This is a genomic window from Pseudidiomarina aquimaris (assembly GCF_003987395.1).
Lineage (GTDB): Bacteria > Pseudomonadota > Gammaproteobacteria > Enterobacterales > Alteromonadaceae > Pseudidiomarina > Pseudidiomarina aquimaris.
The window spans coordinates 223,535-242,049 of sequence record NZ_PIPT01000001.1; the positions used below are offsets into that span (position 1 = coordinate 223,535).

Here is an 18,515-nt window from a genome sequence, read left to right on the forward strand (position 1 = left end):
TTTAGTTGCTAGAGGATGCTATGACCGATTCGATTCCAGTCATTACGATTGATGGCCCAGGTGGGGCCGGAAAAGGCACAGTCAGCCGCATTTTAGCGGAAAACCTAGGCTGGCATTTGCTGGATAGTGGCGCGATCTATCGTGTTTTGGCGTTAGCTGCATTGCATCATGACTTTGCCCCTGAAGACGAAGAGAGTTTGGTTGCTTTAGCTAGCAATCTCGACGTCAAGTTCGAGGTGGAAAGCGATGAAGCGCTGACGCATATCATCCTTGAGGGTGAAGACGTCACCATGTCGATTCGCACTGAAGCCGTTGGTAATATGGCGTCGAAAATCGCTGCGTTACCTCGGGTTCGTGAAGCGCTATTGCGCCGCCAAAGGGCATTTAAAGAGCTGCCTGGATTGATTGCCGATGGACGTGATATGGGCACTGTGGTGTTTCCTTCGGCGGCAGCGAAAGTATTTCTTACCGCAAGTGCTGAAGAACGCGCCCAACGCCGCTACAAACAATTGCTAGAGAAAGGTTTTACTGCTAAAATCGACCAATTAATCGCCGAAATCGAAGAACGTGATGAACGCGATGCAAATCGAGCGGTAGCGCCAATGAAAGCCGCCGACGATGCGCTTTATATAGATTCGACAGATTTGAGCATCGATGAAGTGGTGGATCAAATCTTACGCTTTGCCCACGGCAAGCTAACAAATACTGAGAAGGCGAGCTCGTAACCTCGCCAACTTAGGGGTCTGTAGCACGGAAGCCAACAGATTGATTCTAACAACCCCATCTCACAGGACTGTTTGGTGGATGTACTTAACTGAAGTAAGTTAACTCATATGACCGAAAATTTTGCACAACTGTTTGAAGAAAGCCTCAAAGAGGTCGAAACCCGCCCAGGTTCAATCGTTAAAGGTACTGTCGTAGCTATCAACCGCGACGTTGTATTAGTAGACGCAGGCCTGAAATCTGAAAGTGCTATCCCTGTAGAGCAATTCCGTAACTCTGACGGCGAAGTTGAAATCAACATCGGCGATCAAGTTGACGTTGCTTTGGACGCTGTTGAAGATGGTTTTGGCGAGACAATCTTGTCACGCGAAAAAGCCAAGCGTCACGAAGCATGGTTGCAGTTGGAAAAAGCCTACGAAGACCAAGAAACTGTTACCGGTATTATTAGCGGTAAAGTTAAGGGTGGTTTCACAGTTGATTTAGGTGGCGTACGTGCGTTCTTGCCAGGTTCTTTGGTAGACGTTCGTCCAGTTCGCGAAACTGCGCACCTAGAAAACAAAGATTTAGAATTCAAAGTGATCAAGCTTGACCAGAAGCGCAACAACGTTGTTGTTTCACGTCGTGCTGTTATCGAAACTGAAAACAGTGCTGAGCGCGAAGAGCTGCTTGAAAGCTTGCAAGAAGGCCAAGAAGTTAAGGGTATCGTTAAGAACCTTACTGACTACGGTGCGTTCGTTGATTTGGGCGGCGTGGATGGCTTGTTGCACATCACTGATATGGCTTGGAAGCGCGTTAAGCACCCAAGTGAAGTGGTTAATGTTGGTGATGAAATCAACGTTAAAGTACTTAAGTTTGACCGTGAGCGCACGCGCGTATCACTTGGCCTTAAGCAATTGGGCGAAGATCCATGGTCAGATATCGCAGCACGTTACCCAGAAGGGCACCGTCTGCAAGGCCGCGTAACCAACTTAACTGACTACGGCTGCTTCGTTGAAATCGAAGAAGGCGTTGAAGGTTTGGTTCACGTTTCTGAAATGGATTGGACCAACAAGAACGTTCACCCATCTAAAGTTGTTAACTTGGATGACGTTGTTGAAGTTATGGTTCTTGAAATCGACGAAGAACGTCGTCGTATTTCACTTGGCCTGAAACAGTGCAAGCCTAACCCTTGGGAAGAGTTCGCGAAGAACTTCAACAAAGGTGAAAAAGTTAGCGGTAAGATCAAGTCAATCACTGACTTTGGTATCTTCATCGGCCTTGACGGCGGCATCGACGGTCTTGTTCACTTGTCAGACCTAAGCTGGAACACTGCAGCTGAAGAAGCTGTACGTGAATTCAAGAAAGGCGACGAAGTCACTGCAGTTGTCCTTCAAGTTGACGCAGAGCGTGAGCGTATCTCTCTAGGTATCAAGCAATTAGAAGAAGATCCGTTCAACAATTATCTGGCGGCCAACAAAAAAGGTGCTATTGTTACTGGTAAGGTCATCGAAGTTGATGCCAAGGGCGCTAAAGTTGAATTAGCCGAAAGCGTTGAAGGTTATATCCGCGTAGCAGATATCTCGCGTGATCGCGTGGAAGATGCAACAACTGAGTTGAAAGTTGGTGACGAAGTTGAAGCACGTTTCATGGGCGTTGATCGTAAGAACCGCACTCTGAGCTTGTCAATCAAAGCGAAAGACGAAGCGGAAGAGAAAGAAGCACTTGAGTCAGTGAACAAGCAGCAGGACGAAGGCGACTTCACTAACGCAATGGCGGAAGCTTTCAAAGCAGCGAAAAGCGACGACTAAGAACGTAAGTGTGCTCGGTATTGACGCATAACAGAGGAGCTTAAGATGACAAAATCGGAACTGATTCAACAGTTAACGGCATTGTATCCAGAGCTTTCTCCACGTCAGGTAGAAGATGCGGTGAAAGAGCTTATCGAACAAATGGCACAACAGCTTGCTGGTGGCGATCGAATTGAAATTCGAGGGTTTGGTAGTTTTTCACTGCATTATCGAGCACCGCGCGTTGGACGTAACCCGAAAACTGGTGAGAAAGTCGAGCTTGATGGTAAATACGTACCCCATTTTAAGCCCGGTAAAGAGCTACGTGAACGCGTAGATAACATCAGTTAGACGGACGTTAATTTCGCGTCGAGTTCAGCAAAACGGCATGCTATAGTTAGGCATGCCGTTTTTTTATGAGTTGCGCTCAAACTAAGCACTAGGACTTGTAATGCTGCGTTTTATATTCATTGGTCTTCCCTTACTTCTTATGTTTTTATTAGCTGTTGCCTTTGGCGCACTAAACAAACATGCGATTTCTTTTAATTTCATCATTGGTGAAATCACTTTACCTGTTGCCGTTCTCACCGGGCTTTTTATTGGGCTGGGTTTTCTACTTGGTCTTGCGGCCATGGCGGCGAAACAGGTAGCGCTGCGCAACGAAAACCGCAAGCTGCGCAAACAGGTCACCCAACGCGAGCAGCCGAATGCTTGAGTTGTTGTTCCTGCTCTTACCGGTCGCCGCCGCCTATGGTTGGTTTATGGGACGCAACAGCGTTCGCAATGAGGACCGACGTGAGCAAGAAGAGTTTTCCAAACAATATGTAACGGGCTTGAATCTATTGTTGTCGGATCAGCCTGACAAAGCAGTTGATCTCTTTATCCAATTACTTGATGTCGACACCGATACACTCGAGACCCATTGGACACTGGGCAAGCTTTTTCGGCGCCGTGGTGAAGTCGACCGCGCAATAAAGATTCACCAGAATCTGACCTCCCGGCCTACCATTAGTGAACGTCAACGCCGCCTCGCCATGTTTGAGCTCGGTTTAGATTATCTTGCCGCAGGCATCTTTGACCGCGCCGAAGAAATGCTCTTAGCGATGCAAAATGACAAGGAATTTGCCGAGCCCTGTCAGCGCTACTTGCTTGAGCTGTATGAATCCACCCATGAATGGGATAAAGCAATCAAAGTTGCACTGAAACTCGCACGTCGCGATGCCAGCGCTGAGCCCTTGGTGGCACAACTTTACTGTGAGCTTGCCAGCTTGCAAGATGACCCAGAGTTGAGCGAGAAATATTATCAGAAGGCCCGTAAGCATGAGCCGGAAAATGTGCGTGCCGCGTTGGCGCTGGGTCGTATGTGGTATGAGCAGGGGGCGCACAGCAAAGCGCAAAAGATTTTGATGGCGATTCTCGATGCCGATCCTGCGTTCATTTCAGAAGCACTGCCAATTCTGCGCGCTTGTTTTGAGAGCCAAGGCGACGAAGCTGGTTTTATTCAGTTTTTGCACAAGTGTGTGAGCGAGGCCAACTCAACTACTGCAGCGATGCTGCTTTCTGAGGCCATTGCGAAAAATAGTTCAATTGAAGAAGCAGAACAATTTATGCAAGCTGCGTTACTTCGTAATCCGACCATGAAGGGCTTTCACCAGTTGATGGACTTTCATATTCGCGCGGCGGATGTGGGGCGCGCACGTGACAGTTTGCAAATATTACAAAAGCTTGTACAGCAACAGCTCCAACAGCGGCCGAAATACCGTTGTCGCCATTGTGGCTTTGCTGGTAGTACCCTTTACTGGCACTGTCCGTCGTGCCGCGTTTGGGGTGAAATTAAACCTATTACTGGATTAGATGGAGATTAAATGACCACTCAGCCGTTTGTATTCGTGGCCCTTGATTATCCTAATGCCGATGCAGCTTGGCCGCTTGTGGAACAACTTGACGCAACACAATGCGGCGTAAAGGTCGGCAAAGAGCTGTTTACCGCCGCTGGCCCCGAGTTTGTGCGCAAATTAGTGGCGCAAGGCTTTAAAGTATTTCTTGATCTGAAGTTTCATGACATCCCGAACACCGTCGCAAAAGCGGTACGAGCGGCGGCCGAGCTGGGTGTTTACATGGTCAATGTGCATGCGTCGGGTGGCGAGCGCATGCTGCGGGCGGCGCACGAGGCATTGCAAGACCTTCCACAACGTCCACTGCTGATTGCGGTTACCGTCTTAACCAGTATGACTGAGGAAGATTTACACGGCGTAGGGCTTGATGTCAGTGTGGCAGAGCAGGTGGTACGGTTAGCCAAGCTGACTCAGGCGAGCGGACTTGACGGCGTTGTTTGTTCGGCGCAAGAAGCGGAAATACTGCAACAACAGTGTGGTCGCGACTTTGCTTTGGTGACGCCCGGCATTCGACCGGCTGGCAGTGAGCAGGGCGACCAGCGTCGTATCATGACTCCTGCTGATGCAGCGGCGCAAGGGATCCAGTATTTAGTCATTGGTCGGCCCATTACTCAAGCTGACGATCCTGCTTTGGCAGTCAAACAAATACTAAGTTCTCTCACAGCTTAATCCGTTATCACAGCTCGCTACTTTAGTGCGTCTTAACTAAGCTTCTTGTACTGCTTATGCAGTGTTTCTGTGCAGTTATCTACAAGGAGCTTAGTTTATGTTACGGAAAACTCTATGGACCGCAGTGCTCGTCGGTGCGGTCACCTCAACCACAGTCAACGCCGCGCCTTTGTTGACTACTGTAAAACCTACCCAACCGATGCAAGCGGTTCAGCAGCAACAGGTCAAAGTTAATATTAATACCGCTAGCGCTGCCGAGCTCGCCATGTCACTTACCGGAGTGGGGCAACGCCGGGCTGAGGCAATTATTGCCCTGCGCGAACAATTGGGTGGTTTTACCGATGCCAATCAGTTGATGCAAGTGAAGGGGATCGGTCCACGTTTGATTGAGCTCAACAAAGAACGCATTGAGCTCTAGTTTACTCGCTTTCCAGTTGGGCAAGTTTGGCAAGGCGGCGGTTGTGTAGCCACCAGGCAAGGATGCCGGAAAGGATTCCGAGACCATGCAGCAGCCAAATATGCTGAACTTGTCCGACTGCTAAAAAGCTTTGCCAGACACCGAAAAGCTCGGCAAGCCATTTAGCGGCGACTAAAACAAGAATGAAAAACATAAGCTTACGCTGCGTTGATGAGCTTGCAGCTTGTAGCTCGAGCAATACGCCCATCACCAGTAACCCGTGATTCACTATCGAAAGGCCAACAAAACGCTGTTCAAAACCGAGTAAACTCAAGGCGACCGAGCTGCCTAGAGTGATTAAGATCAGCGCATTTAGGTAAGTACGCACGGTGAAATAGCGCGCGAATAAAACCGTCAGTAAGAGCAGACCTAAACTGTTGAGCAACCAATGCATCGTCGTCAAATGCAGAAAGTGCGCAGTCAATAGCCGCCATGGCTCTTGCCAGACCAGCTCGCCAGCGAAGTCGAAATCCTCGAGCAGGTTAGCGTACTCAAATTGAAAGTAATAAGCCCATATCGTGATAGCGGCGAGCACCAAGCCACAAATAATAACTTGGATAGGATCTGATGGGCGCGCAGACATCGAGTCAGACATAGGTCGTAGATATACCTTTCAGCGTTGAGATAAGCAGTTAAGCCCTTTATGATAGAAGCGAGCTTACCCCCTGTAAACTGTTATCAACAGCAAAGGAAGGATTATGAAACCTAAGATGTTAGCGGTCTTGCTGTTTTCTTCGGCATTTGCGCTAAGTGCTTGCACGGATACAACGGAGCAACAAGCCCAGCGTGACAAACGCGAGCCAGAAGCTGCAACTGGAATTATCGCTAAAGATGCCGCCATCGGCAGTGATTACATGGTCGCTGCGGCAACGCCACAAGCCGCAGCCGCAGGACAAGAGATTCTTGCACAGGGGGGCAGTGCTATTGACGCAGCTGTTGCCGTGCAAGCGATGCTGACATTGACCGAGCCACAATCTTCTGGAATTGGCGGCGGCGCATTTATTTTGTATTGGGATAATCAAAGCAAACAGCTTTATACCATTGATGCGCGTGAGAAAGCCCCTGCAACAGCCGGACCAGACTTGTTTTTAGATGCCAATGGTCAACCCCCTGAAAACTTCTGGGACGCGGTCGTTGGCGGCCGCTCAGTAGGTACACCGGGTGTGCTTAAAGGGCTAGAACTGGCACACCAACGTTGGGGTAAAACCGCATGGTCAGAGCTATTTGCCAGCACTATTACTGCCGCAGAAGAAGGCTTCACGGTTTCCCCACGTCTCGAGCTTTTGTTGGAGATGGAATTAAATCCTGGCTTACCGAATATGAAAGCGGGCGCCGATTATTTTTATCCCGATGGACAAGCGTTACAAGCAGGTACAATTAAGCAAAACCCTGAGCTGGCTTGGGCGTTGAAGCTTGTTGCTGAGCAAGGTACTGATGCTTTCTACAAAGGCCCAATTGCCGAGAAAATAGTCACGGCGGTTAATTCCAGTGAACGTTCCCCTGGTTTGCTAACCCTTGAAGACTTAGCAAACTATGAAGCGATTGTGCGTGAACCGGTGTGTAATGGCTATCGCGTTTACACCGTCTGCGGTATGGGACCGCCAAGTTCAGGTGGACTCACGGTATTGCAAATTTTAGGTATTCTCGAGAATTTCCCCGTGGCAAATTGGCAACCGGACAGTGTTGAGTTCGCTCATCACTTTACCCAAGCTTCCCGCTTAGCCTTTGCCGACCGTAATCGTTACATTGCCGACGAAGACTTTGTCGATGTGCCCATGACGCACATGCTGCAAAAGAGCTATCTAGCAGAACGTTCGCGTCGTATTGGTAACCGTGATTTAAACAAAGCGGTACCCGGCGAGTTTAAATCGCTCGCGTTCGCCGACGATCAGTCGCCAGAATTTCCGAACACAAGCCATATTTCCATCGTTGACGCCCAAGGTAACGCAGTATCCATGACGACCAGTATTGAAATGGGCTTCGGCTCAGCAGTCATGGCCAGTGGCTTTTTGTTAAACAATCAACTTACTGACTTTTCCCTTGTGCCAAGTGTTGATGGCAAGCTGATTGCGAATCGAGTGCAGGGCAGTAAACGCCCGCGTAGTTCAATGTCACCGACGATGGTATTTGACGCCGAGGGTGATGATTTAATCCATGTGGTGGGTTCGCCAGGTGGCGCGCGGATTATTAATTATGTAGCGCAGACGCTGGTTGGTTTACTTGATTGGCAATTAAACATGCAGCAAGCGATTGATCTACCGCATATCACCAATCTCAACAATTACACTGCGTTAGAGAAAGGCACGGCCATGGCTGAGTTGCAGCGTAAACTTGAAAGGAAAGGCCACAAGGCCCGCGTTACGGACCTCAATAGTGGCCTGCATGGTATTACAATCTTGCCGGATGGGCGTTTGCTAGGCGGCGCTGACCCTCGCCGCGAAGGGGTTGCTTTAAGCGCGCAAGACTAATCCGTTTTGACTAACGGAATATAATCAGCGTAACCTTCAGCTGCCATGTTTTCTAACGGAATGAAGCGCATGGCGGCTGAATTCATGCAATAACGCAGACCTGTCGGTGCCGGACCATCTTCAAACACATGACCAAGGTGCGAGTCGCCATAGCGACTGCGTACCTCAATTCGCGTCATGAACCATGAACGATCTTTCTTGGTGACGACGAAGTCCTCGTCGATGGGCTTGGTAAAGCTTGGCCAGCCAGTACCCGATTCGAATTTGTCAGCCGATGAAAAGAGTGGCTCACCGCTAACAATATCGACATAGATCCCAGGCCGTTCTTCATCCCAATACTCATTCTGAAAAGCTCGCTCGGTTTTGTTTTGCTGCGAGACAGCATATTGCATTGGAGTCAGTTGCTCTTTAAGTTCTTCAGCACTGGGTTTGGTGAAGTTTTCAAAGTTCATGGCTGACCTCTCTTCATTGTCTGTTTCCTTGCCTTCAGGTTCATTTTTGAAGCTTGTGTAATCAACCTCATAATTACTGCCCCAAGCTTCTTCGGTAAACTGGAAACGACCTGAGTTGTTGGTATAGACCCAATAGCGAACGGGATTCTTTTTATAATAGTCTTGATGATAGGTTTCGGCTTCGTAAAAGGTGGTGAAAGGTTCGATTGGAATCACCACGGGCTCGTCGTACAGCCGCATCGCTTCGAGCTGGAGGCGCTCGCGTTGCGCAATACGTTGCTGCTGCTCATTGTGGTAAAAGATAACTGGACGGTATTGCTTACCGCGGTCGACAAACTGTCCAGCTAAATCGGTTGGGTCCATCATCCGCCAAAAAGCTTGAATAAGACCCGTATAGCTGACAACCGCAGGATCGTAGAATACTTGTACAGCTTCTGTGTGGCCGGTTAGGCCACGTGATACCTGTTCATAGGTAGGATTCTCTTCTTCGCCTCCAGCATAACCAGAAACGGCTTCACGCACGCCAGGGACCTCTTCGAAAGCTTTCTCAACACACCAAAAACAGCCGCCAGCGAACGTTGCAACACGTTCTTCTGCGGCATTAACAGGTAGGGCAGCCAGCAGCGCGAAGCCACTGCCTGCCAACCACATGATGTTAAGACCTCGCTTTGTCATACAACCTCCACAATAACCGTGTTACTGCGCAGCGAGTTGCTCCCGAAGTTGTTGCATGAATTGCATGATGCGATCGGCATTCTTACCAACGTCACTGCGTCCGACTCGTGATTTACTACGTACATCGACACGGACTTGATCAGCGCCATTATCAATTCGAATCACTACATCGTCTTTGAAGCCGAACCAAAACGTGGTGTCGGTCGCCTCGATGCGGCCCTCAGTTAAGTCGCTGGCGACCAACTGCCAGCCAAGGTCATTGACCACTGCTAAAGCGGCAGAGAAAACTCTCTCGTAGTCGCTCTCAAGCACCAGTGGTTGAACATCAGGATAGGCTTTACGCTGTTGATTAGCGGTTTCTTCGCCAGCATATTCAACGGGATTGGGCGCATTGGCGCGTTCCTTAGCAACCGCGACAAACACCGGTGGATTCTCAAGGTCGGTTGAGATATCGTGAATCGGTGGTACTGAGCGCGCGGTCTGCAACTGTTGGTAGGGTAGGTAAAAGCTGATAAACCCGATAACTGCAGCGAAGGTGAGCACGGCGAGTGGCATTCCGCGAGGGCGTTGCCAAATCAAGTAAATAATAATTAAAACGGTTGCTGCGACACCAATGTAGGCAGCCCAACGTAAGAGTAGAAAGGCGGTTCCTAAGTCCAACCACTGCCAACGGTACAATGGACCTGAAACAAGCAAGAGAAAGCCGGCGAGAATGCCAACAATAACCAGCAAGGTACCCAGTTTACGAATCATGACGCGCTCCAGTTAGTCTAATTTTTTAGCGTTTACGTTCATGACTATACTCTAGATCAGAAGCAAAGGAAGTCCCAACTAGGTGCAGCAACTAAAACCAATCTTACGATCATTGCTCGTACTGCTGGGGCTTAGCGTGCTATTGCAAGTAAACGTGCACGCAGAGACCCAGGGTCAACAACCGCAAACTGTGCGCTTTTATGCATGGGGCGGCTCAGCCGAGGTCAACGCTTATATTCAATGGGCCAAAAAGGAACTGGCTCAGACACATGCTATCGATTTGCAACATGTTAAAGTAGCCGACATCAGTGAGGCCGTGGCTCTATTGCTAGCGTCAGAGGAAAATCAGACCAGCGCAATCGACTTACTGTGGATCAACGGCGAAAACTTCGCGGCATTAAAGCATGCCAACAAACTGGTGGGAGATCTCCCAGCTAAAGTACCAAATGCGAACCAACTGCGTGAGGATTTACAGTGGCAAATTGATTTTGGTACGCCGGTAGAGGGGTATGAGTTACCTTGGGGCATTGCTCAACTGCAACTGATCCTCCGCAACGACTTGTTGGGCGAACAGCAAGCAGTGTTAAGTTCGCAGGAATTTTACCAGCTCGCCCGACTGCACCCAGGACGCTTTTCGTACCCAAAACCACCTTCATTTCACGGCACAAGCTGGTTGAAAGCACTGGCCTTTCAGCTTATCGATGACACTGAGCTGTTATTGGAACCCGCAGAGCCGGCCACGGCGACACGAATACTGCAACCATTATGGCAGTACCTTGATCAACTGCACCCCCATTTGTGGCGCACTGGAGAGGAATTTCCTATCAGCGCCGGACGGCAGCGCCAGCTATACAATCAAGGCGTTCTCGATAATAGTATTACCTTTAATCCGAACGAGGTGCGTGCCTTACAGTTGCAACAGAAGCTTGCCCCCGATGCCCGCAGTGTCAGTTTGGGCAACCGTGCCTTGACGAATTTTCATTATCTGGCCATCCCCACCGCAAGTCAGCGCCAAGCGGCGGCGCTACGTGTGATCAATTTTTTGCTTAGTCCAGACGCGCAGCGTGAGAAAGCACAACCTCAAGGCTGGGCAGACCCAAGTGTTGTGCGCCTTGCAGACACCACCAGCTTGTTAGTCGCAAGCCATCCAGAACCACATGTGTCATGGAATGAGATTTTAGAACAAGCGTGGCTTGCGAGGTATCAACGATGAAGTTTCGCAGCTATTTTGTGACTACGTTTTTAGCAGCTTTATTACTGCTACCCTGGTTGCTAAGTCTAACCGGATTAAGTGCTAAGCTACCGCTCGGAAGTGCAGCGCTTTGGGCTTATCCCGGGATCTTAAGTGCGACTTTGCAAACGCTCGCCGTAGGATTGTTCGCAACACTCCTGAGTACGGTTTTGGCGAGTCTTATACTGTTCGCTGAACAACATAAGCCAAGTAAATTGTGGGCGCTAACCTTTACGGCACCACACTTAGCTTTTGCAGTAGCATTTTTGTGGTTATTTACCCCGTTTGGCTGGTTCGACCGTCTTCTTCCAGGGCCATGGGCATGGCTCGAGCAACAGTCGCTAATTACGCTTACGCTCATCTTAATTATTAAAGAAACCCCTTTCTTGGTCGTGCTCGGACGCCAACAGTTATTGCAGTTACCTTACCAGCAGTGGTTAATGCAGGGCCGCAGCCTTGCTTCGTCGCATTGGCACAGCTGGTGGTTGTTAGTGTTTCCGCCATGGCTGCGGGCGATGCGTCTGCTCTTGATAGCGGTGGCGATTTATAGTGTCGGCGTGGTCGATATTGCCACGCTTGCCGGGCCGTTAAACCCGCCGTTATTGGGACCACTCTTAGTAAGTTGGCAGCAGCAATTTGACCCGCTAAGCCGCGAGCTCGCCGCGCAAGGTTTGTGGTTATTGTTGGCGCTTACGATGATCGCGGTTGGCTGGCTGTATGCTCAAGAAAAGTTAATCTGGCAAATCGCCAGATGGCGCTTGGCGCGCGTTCGGAAAAGCCGCACAAGCGGGCGCGAAATAGGGCTGATCACTTTTGTGAAAGGGCTACGTTGGCTGCTGTTTGCGGCCACGTTGGCGAGCGGTTTGGCCTTAGTGGCCTTGAGCGTGGGTAACGGGTGGTTTCATCCGGCGTTAGTGGCGCAACAGTGGTCATGGCAAGCAGCGGCAAACACACTCGAGCGCCTAGCCTCACCATTACTGACAACACTGGCTTTGGGGCTTGTAACCGCGGTATTGGTAAGCGTGGCTTTGATAGTCTGTCGGGAATGGCAACGGGCGCGGGGACGTGACTACCCCGATGTGGTCTTCATGGGGGCTTTGTTAGTACCGCAAACGGCATTAGTGCTTGCTTGGTTGCAAACTGACTGGCTTCCATTTTCGGCACTTTCAGCCGCTGGTTCATGGTGGCTTACGTTATATGCCCACGCTTGGTTTGCCTTTGCTTATGCTTATCTAAGTTATGCGCCAGCCGAGCGGGCGGTGACGCAAGCGCATTTAACCACGGGGCGAAGTTTAGGCTTCAGCTATTGGCAAAGTTGGTGGTACTTCAAACGTCCGGCGTTAACGGCAGCCATTGGTTATGCTTTTTTAGTGAGTTTTTTGGTGAGTATCGCCCAGTACGTGCCGACCTTGTTATTAGGGCAAGGCTATTTAAGCACCCTTACCACTGAGTTAGTCGTGCTCAGTTCTGGCGCGGAGCTGCAAGCGCCGGCGGTTGCGGCATTGTTATTGTGGTTACTGGCTCTTGCGGCGATTTTGCTGTGCGGAAATATATTCGTGGCTTTAGCTTCGCGGCGTGTTAAATAGAGACAACAAATATGAAGAATAAACCTGAGCAAAACCTGCATGTGCGCCTGAGCGAGTGCCAGTTGAAGTGGCGCGAGGGCCGCATTATTGACTTACCGACCATCACTTTGGCGCGCGGTGAGAGCTTAGGCGTTATGGGCCCCAGCGGTTGTGGTAAATCGACTTGGTTGCGCTGGCTCCTTGGGGTAACACAACCCTATGTGAAGGTCACAGGCGACATCATAATTGCCAACCACTCGTTGGTGCAGCGGCCGATAGAAGAGAGTGGCATTGGTCTTGTGATGCAGGAACAAGCGCTATTTCCGCATTACAATGTTGTAGAAAACCTCATGTTCGCATTGGCTCAACAAAAGTTATCACGCTCTAAACAGCGTGAGTTAATTGCCGAAAACTTAGCATCAATTGGTTTGCCTGACTATCAACAACGCATGCCTCATCAATTGAGCGGCGGTGAGCGCGCGCGCATCGCGCTCCTGCGAGCGGTACTGGCGAAACCTGAACTTATCTTGTTAGATGAACCGTTTAATGGCTTGGATCAAGCAAGGCGGCAGCAGGTATGCCAATGGACCTATCAATTTCTCCGTGAGCAAGGCGTTGCCGCAATTGTGGTAAGCCATGATGAAAATGACCTAACGTTAGCGCACCATCGATTGCAGTGGCCGCAAGCACAGCAAGAGCAAAGAAATGAGGCATTATCATGATTGACGCGTTACTTTACCGGCACCTGCAACCGAGCCTAAACAAAGTCGCTAAACCCTTAGTGAAACTTGGTATGACCGCCAATCAAATGACCATGTTGGGCTTCGCGATCGGGCTCTGTGCATTACCAGCACTCGCTTTCGCGCGCTATGATCTCGCTTTACTCTGCATCTTACTCAACCGTTTAAGTGATGGACTTGACGGTGCTATGGCGCGACAAACGCAGCGAACAGACGCCGGTGGTTATCTTGATAGCGTTTGTGACTTTATTTTTTATATGGTCATTCCGCTAGGCTTTTTGCTGGCCGACCCAGGTGGTCACAGTATCGCTGCTGGTTTTCTTATGCTCAGTTTCATGGGCACCGGAGCTACTTTTTTAGCGTTCGCTGTATTGGCTGGGAAACATGGTATTGAAAACCCTGACTATCCGAATAAATCGTTGCACTACATGGGAGGATTAACCGAGGGCTTTGAAACCATAGTGGCCTTTTGTGTGTTCTGCCTATGGCCACAGTGGTTTGTTTATACGGCTAGTATTTTTGCCGCACTATGTGGTTTTACCGCGCTTACGCGTCTTTATCTTGGCTATCAGACCTTGCGTCGTGTTGCCTCTGTGGTTGACGAAAAGGAATCGCCAACAAATAGCTAAGCTTGGTACTGTTAGCACTCGCTGGGTATTCTTGCAAACCAATGTCAATGCCATCGGAGCCTTTACGCGGTTCGGCTGTGTAGCTTCCAAACAGCCGATCCCAAAGCGACAAATTAAAGCTAAAGTTGCTGTCCGTTTCGGGGTGGAGCTGACTGTGGTGAATTCGATGCATTTCTTGCGTCACAATAAGTGCACGTATTGGCTTTTCTAACCGCCGCGGTAATGCCACATTACCGTGATTAAACAGTGACGTAGCGTTTAGAACGATTTCGAAAATAAGCACGGTCGTAGGCGCAATGCCAAACAGAGCCACAACGCCGATCTTGATGAGCATGCTAAGCACGATTTCAATGGGGTGAAAGCGCAACCCAGTGGTGGTGTCAAAGTCGGTGTCGGCGTGATGCATGCGGTGGATACGCCAGAGTAGGGGAATGCGGTGAAACAGACGGTGCTGCCAGTAAATCGCACAGTCTAGCAACAGAAATCCAATTATCGCGGTAAGCCACAAAGGCCATGTGACTTGCTGTAATACGCCAAAACTATTGCTTTGCGCCCATACAGCAGCGCCAATCGCGCCGGCTGGGATAAGCAAGCGTAAAGCGCCGGTGTTGATGACCACAATGCCAAGATTGGCTGGCCAACGCTTCCGCGCTGGCAGCAGGGCCTGGCGTTTAGGTTGAGCCCGCTCCCACAGCAGCATCAAGGCCAACACACCCACGAAGCATCCTAACCGCCACCAGATTTCCGCCGCCATGGCAGTTGACCTTAATCTACGCGCTTAGGTTCGTGATTCGCATACGGTGGCCAACCTAAGGTTTTGCCTGCCAACAAATGCAAGTGAATATGGTAGACGGACTGGCCGCCATCTTCATTACAATTCATCACCACTCGGTAACCGTCTTTGGCGAAACCGTGTTGAATAGCGATTTTGCGCGCTACCGTAAACAGGTGACCGACCAGTTCGCGATCATCTTCTTCAATGTCGTTGATAGTCGCGATCGGCTTTTTCGGAATGATCAGTAAGTGGACCGGAGCTTGCGGATTAATATCTTTAAACGCAAGGCTAAGGTCATCTTCGTAAACGATATCAGCATTGATCTCGCGGTTGATAATCTTGTCAAAAATCGTTGTGTTACTCATAACTTACCTCGTTTCGACACATCTAGCTGGGTCCATAGTAGACATCTCAGCCGCGGAGTACTAGCCCTTTTAAATACAGCGATTCGGGGAAATTGGTGCGTACCGGATGATCCGCGCCTTGGAATAAGCGTTCAATAATATGCAACGGCCGCTTAGCATCCAGTGCTGCGTCTGCCACCACCTTTTGGAACAGCTCGTTACTTAGCAAACCCGAACAGGAGAAGGTTAGCAGTGTACCGCCCGGGTTCAACAACTTACAGGCCATGCGATTGATGTCTTTGTAACCCCGACACGCACTGGTTAAATTCGCTTTACTGTCAACGAACTTGGGCGGGTCAAGTACGATAGTATCGAAGCGTTCACCACGGTGATGGAAGTCGCGTAGGGCTTGAAACACGTCCTGCTGTAAGTTCGTGAGCTGGTCACCTGGTAGCTGGTTTCGTTGATGGTTTTGCTCAGCTTGGGCAAGTGCTGGAGCAGAAACGTCAAGATTCACCACCTCGGTCGCGCCAGCATGAGCGGCGAACAGACCAAAGCCGCCGGTATAACTGAAGGCGTTTAATACGCGTTTACCGGCACTGTATTTTTGTATCGCCAGGCGACTGTCACGTTGATCGAGGTAATAACCTGTTTTGTGACCTTGCACAATATCGATGCCAAGCTCCAAGCCGTTTTCTGCAATCCAAATGAGCTCATTTGGGTTGGCGCCATCGTGTTGAAATAACACGCCGGTGCGCTGTTCTAAGCCTTCTTTGCTACGCACGTCGACGTCTGAACGCTCATAGATATTGCAGTCAGGGAAAATCGCGCGCAAGGTGGCAACGATGCTGTCGCGCCAAAGTTCTGCACCGGCACTCAGCAATTGGCAGACCAGCCAATTATCATATTTATCGATGGTGACGCCGGGTAGTTCATCGGCCTCAGCAGCAACCACCCGATAAGCATTGCTGTTTAGCGCAAGTCCCTCGCGCAGGTGTTGGGCTGCTTGAATGCGATGCTGGAAAAAAGCCGCGTCGATTGTATCTTGTTGCTGGAAACTCCAGATACGCACGCGAATTTGCGATTGTGGCGACCATGCACCGTAGCCCAGCCAATCGCCCTCAGCGCTGTGAACACTGACTGTCTCACCGAGTGCAGGCGCGCCTTTTACTTTCTCAATTGCACCGCTAAACACCCAAGGGTGTAAGCGGCGCAGTGATTTACACTTTTGTGGTTTTAAATGTACCGTTGCGACCATTAGAGGAATGACTCGACTTAACTTACGCGCATGCCAGGCAAAGCGCCGTCGTGCGGGTTAAGTATAAAGATATCTTTGCCACCTGGGCCTGCCGCTAAGACCATGCCTTCCGACATGCCAAAACGCATTTTCCGCGGCGCCAAGTTCGCCACCATCACCGTGTGCTGGCCAATAAGTGTCGCTGGATCATAAGCTGACTTAATTCCGGCAAACACTTGACGTGTCTCGCCACCAAGATCGAGAGTCAGTTTCAATAATTTGTCAGCGCCTTCGACATGCTCTGCGTTAGCGATGAGCGCTACACGAAGATCTACTTTGGCGAAATCATCAAAGTTAATTTCCGCAGCAATCGGCTCTTTCTTCAGCTCGTCGTTGGCAGTCGTTGGTGCAGCGGTCGTTTGTGCTGCAGCGTTGGCTTCTTTCGAGGCATCAATCATTTTGTTTACGTGTTCCATATCAATACGTTGGAGAAGGGCTTTAAACGGCTCAATCGCATGGTTTTTCAGTAACGTGCGATGGCTCTCCCAAGTGAATTCTTCCTGCAAGAAGGCTTGTACGCGTTGTGCTAAATCGGGCACCACCGGGGTGAGATAAATCATTAACAGACGGAAGAGATTGATACCGATAGAGCAAATCTCATGCACACGTTCGGCATTGGCTGGGTCTTTAATAAGCTGCCATGGCTCTTCTTCGGCGATGTAGAAATTGGCTTTATCGGCGAGCGCCATAATGTCCCGCATGGCGCGCGAGAATTCGCGCTTCTCGAAAGCTTCGGCAATGCTATCACCCGCTGCTTGGAACTCCTCTAACAGGGCTGTTTCGTTTAATTCGGCTTTTAATTTACCGTCAAATTTCTTCTGAATAAAACCAGCACATCGGCTCGCAATGTTCACGACTTTACCGACCAGATCACTATTCACGCGCTGGGCAAAATCGGTGAGATTGAGGTCAAGATCATCGATACGGCTGGTCAGCTTTGCGGCAAAATAATAGCGCAAATAGTCAGGGTCAAGATGGTCCAAATAGGTACGGGCCATAATAAAGGTCCCCTTGGACTTTGACATCTTGGTGCCATTCACCGTGATAAAACCGTGCGCCCATACGTTCGTTGGTTGGCGGAAGTCTGCACCTTGCAGCATTGCCGGCCAGAATAAGCTATGGAAATAGATAATGTCTTTACCGATAAAATGGTAGACCTCGGCGTCGCTATCGGGCTGCCAATAGCTCTCAAAGTCAGCATGACCGGTGGTTTCGCAGTAGTTTTTAAAGCTACTCATGTAACCGATTGGCGCGTCGAGCCATACATAAAAGTACTTACCAGGTGCGTCAGGGATTTCAAAGCCAAAGTAGGGCGCATCGCGGCTAATGTCCCAACGCTGCAGGCCAGCTTCAAACCATTCGTTTAGCTTGTTTGCCATTTCTTCTTGTAATGACCCTGAGCGTGTCCATGCTTTCAGCATGTCTTCGAAGGCCGGCAAATCAAAGAAGTAGTGTTCTGAATCACGCAATTCAGGAGTCGCACCAGAGACTGCTGACGTCGGGTTTTTCAATTCGGTAGGTGCGTAAGTTGCACCGCAGACATCACAGTTATCACCGTATTGGTCGGCTGCGCCGCATTTTGGGCATTCGCCTTTAACAAAACGATCCGGTAAGAACATTTCTTTGTCTGGGTCGTAAAGCTGCGAAATGGTTTTGGTTTTGATATGACCGGCATCACGTAGGCGAGTATAAATCAGCTCGGCTAGCTCACGGTTTTCCGGGCTATGCGTTGAGTAGTAATGATCGAACGCGACATTGAAATCGCTAAAGTCGGCCTGATGCGCACGATTCATGTCAGCGATCATTTGCTCAGGCTCGATGCCTAGCTGCTGTGCCTTCAACATGATCGGTGTGCCGTGTGCGTCGTCGGCACATACGTAATGGCACTCATGGCCGCGCATTTTTTGAAAGCGAACCCAAATATCCGCTTGAATATAGCCGAGCATGTGGCCGATATGGATTGGGCCATTGGCATAAGGAAGCGCATTAGTAACCAAAATCTTACGCGGTGTTCTTGTCATCGAAATTATCCGTCTAACTACCCATTTGAAAGTAGTAAAAGTGTACCTGAAACAG

At 49.9% G+C, this 18,515-nt stretch carries 19 protein-coding genes; 12 read left to right on the plus strand and 7 right to left on the minus strand.

The features are described from left to right. Nucleotides 1–20 precede the first annotated feature (20 nt). The 7 genes from cmk (at nt 21) to CWE21_RS01125 (ending at nt 5,471) form a co-directional block, all read left to right on the plus strand. Nucleotides 21–725 carry a (d)CMP kinase gene (gene cmk, locus CWE21_RS01095; RefSeq protein ID WP_126832342.1) on the plus strand — a complete coding sequence of 235 codons (705 nt, stop codon included), beginning with the start codon at nt 21–23 and terminating at the stop codon, nt 723–725. A gap of 108 nt (nt 726–833) precedes the next feature. After that, nucleotides 834–2,510, plus strand: coding sequence for a 30S ribosomal protein S1 (gene rpsA, locus CWE21_RS01100; protein ID WP_126832344.1), 1,677 nt, complete (start codon nt 834–836; stop codon nt 2,508–2,510). Between the two features lie 45 nt (nt 2,511–2,555). After that, entirely contained in the window at nt 2,556–2,840 is a 285-nt protein-coding gene (ihfB, locus tag CWE21_RS01105) for an integration host factor subunit beta (protein WP_126832346.1), read from the plus strand. 100 nt (nt 2,841–2,940) lie between these two features. Beyond that, entirely contained in the window at nt 2,941–3,204 is a 264-nt protein-coding gene (locus tag CWE21_RS01110; protein WP_126832347.1) for a lipopolysaccharide assembly protein LapA domain-containing protein, read from the plus strand. Next, nucleotides 3,197–4,354, plus strand: a complete 1,158-nt coding sequence (lapB, locus tag CWE21_RS01115) for a lipopolysaccharide assembly protein LapB (protein WP_126832349.1) — start codon at nt 3,197–3,199, stop codon at nt 4,352–4,354. The genes CWE21_RS01110 and lapB overlap by 8 nt, the downstream gene beginning before the upstream one ends. After that, nucleotides 4,355–5,053: an orotidine-5'-phosphate decarboxylase gene (gene pyrF / locus CWE21_RS01120; RefSeq protein ID WP_126832351.1), complete on the plus strand. Its 699-nt coding sequence runs from the start codon at nt 4,355–4,357 to the stop codon at nt 5,051–5,053. It begins immediately after the preceding gene. A gap of 97 nt (nt 5,054–5,150) precedes the next feature. Further along, complete coding sequence (locus tag CWE21_RS01125) at nt 5,151–5,471, plus strand: ComEA family DNA-binding protein (protein ID WP_198675037.1); 321 nt, start codon at nt 5,151–5,153, stop codon at nt 5,469–5,471. A gap of 1 nt (nt 5,472) precedes the next feature. On the opposite strand, the gene CWE21_RS01130 is transcribed toward CWE21_RS01125, so the two are convergent. Beyond that, a complete protein-coding gene (locus CWE21_RS01130; protein ID WP_126832352.1) occupies nt 5,473–6,105 on the minus strand; it encodes a rhomboid family intramembrane serine protease in 633 nt (210 codons plus the stop codon). 103 nt (nt 6,106–6,208) lie between these two features. On the opposite strand from CWE21_RS01130, the gene ggt reads away from it, so the two are divergent. Then, nucleotides 6,209–7,978: a gamma-glutamyltransferase gene (gene ggt, locus CWE21_RS01135; RefSeq protein WP_126832354.1), complete on the plus strand. Its 1,770-nt coding sequence runs from the start codon at nt 6,209–6,211 to the stop codon at nt 7,976–7,978. On the opposite strand, the gene msrB is transcribed toward ggt, so the two are convergent. Then, nucleotides 7,975–9,105 carry a peptide-methionine (R)-S-oxide reductase MsrB gene (gene msrB, locus CWE21_RS01140; RefSeq protein WP_126832356.1) on the minus strand — a complete coding sequence of 377 codons (1,131 nt, stop codon included), beginning with the start codon at nt 9,103–9,105 and terminating at the stop codon, nt 7,975–7,977. The genes ggt and msrB overlap by 4 nt on opposite strands. Nucleotides 9,106–9,126: 21 nt before the next feature. After that, entirely contained in the window at nt 9,127–9,858 is a 732-nt protein-coding gene (locus tag CWE21_RS01145) for a DUF1499 domain-containing protein (RefSeq protein WP_241970188.1), read from the minus strand. Nucleotides 9,859–9,940: 82 nt separating this feature from the next. On the opposite strand from CWE21_RS01145, the gene CWE21_RS01150 reads away from it, so the two are divergent. Genes CWE21_RS01150 through CWE21_RS01165 form a run of 4 tightly spaced genes read left to right on the plus strand, consistent with a single transcriptional unit; the run spans nt 9,941 to nt 14,023 of the window. Then, nucleotides 9,941–11,071, plus strand: a complete 1,131-nt coding sequence (locus CWE21_RS01150) for an ABC transporter substrate-binding protein (protein WP_126832358.1) — start codon at nt 9,941–9,943, stop codon at nt 11,069–11,071. Next, nucleotides 11,068–12,675, plus strand: coding sequence for an ABC transporter permease family protein (locus tag CWE21_RS01155; protein WP_126832360.1), 1,608 nt, complete (start codon nt 11,068–11,070; stop codon nt 12,673–12,675). Before CWE21_RS01150 ends, CWE21_RS01155 begins: the two co-directional genes overlap by 4 nt. A gap of 11 nt (nt 12,676–12,686) precedes the next feature. After that, nucleotides 12,687–13,376, plus strand: a complete 690-nt coding sequence (locus CWE21_RS01160) for an ATP-binding cassette domain-containing protein (protein WP_126832362.1) — start codon at nt 12,687–12,689, stop codon at nt 13,374–13,376. Further along, nucleotides 13,373–14,023, plus strand: coding sequence for a CDP-alcohol phosphatidyltransferase family protein (locus CWE21_RS01165; protein ID WP_126832364.1), 651 nt, complete (start codon nt 13,373–13,375; stop codon nt 14,021–14,023). The genes CWE21_RS01160 and CWE21_RS01165 overlap by 4 nt, the downstream gene beginning before the upstream one ends. Here CWE21_RS01165 and CWE21_RS01170 read toward each other — a convergent pair. The 4 genes from CWE21_RS01170 to metG are packed head-to-tail and all read right to left on the minus strand — an operon-like array spanning nt 13,941 to nt 18,460. Continuing rightward, nucleotides 13,941–14,777 carry a sterol desaturase family protein gene (locus CWE21_RS01170; RefSeq protein ID WP_126832366.1) on the minus strand — a complete coding sequence of 279 codons (837 nt, stop codon included), beginning with the start codon at nt 14,775–14,777 and terminating at the stop codon, nt 13,941–13,943. The genes CWE21_RS01165 and CWE21_RS01170 overlap by 83 nt on opposite strands. 11 nt (nt 14,778–14,788) lie before the next feature. After that, the gene (locus CWE21_RS01175) at nt 14,789–15,163 is read right to left on the minus strand and encodes a histidine triad nucleotide-binding protein (RefSeq protein ID WP_126832368.1); all 375 of its coding nucleotides are present in this window, start codon (nt 15,161–15,163) and stop codon (nt 14,789–14,791) included. Between the two features lie 46 nt (nt 15,164–15,209). After that, on the minus strand, nt 15,210–16,400 hold the full coding sequence (locus CWE21_RS01180; RefSeq protein WP_126832370.1) for a class I SAM-dependent rRNA methyltransferase: 1,191 nt from the start codon (nt 16,398–16,400) through the stop codon (nt 15,210–15,212). A 17-nt stretch (nt 16,401–16,417) separates the two neighbouring features. Next, the gene (gene metG, locus CWE21_RS01185) at nt 16,418–18,460 is read right to left on the minus strand and encodes a methionine--tRNA ligase (protein WP_126832372.1); all 2,043 of its coding nucleotides are present in this window, start codon (nt 18,458–18,460) and stop codon (nt 16,418–16,420) included. Between the last annotated feature and the right edge of the window lie 55 nt (nt 18,461–18,515).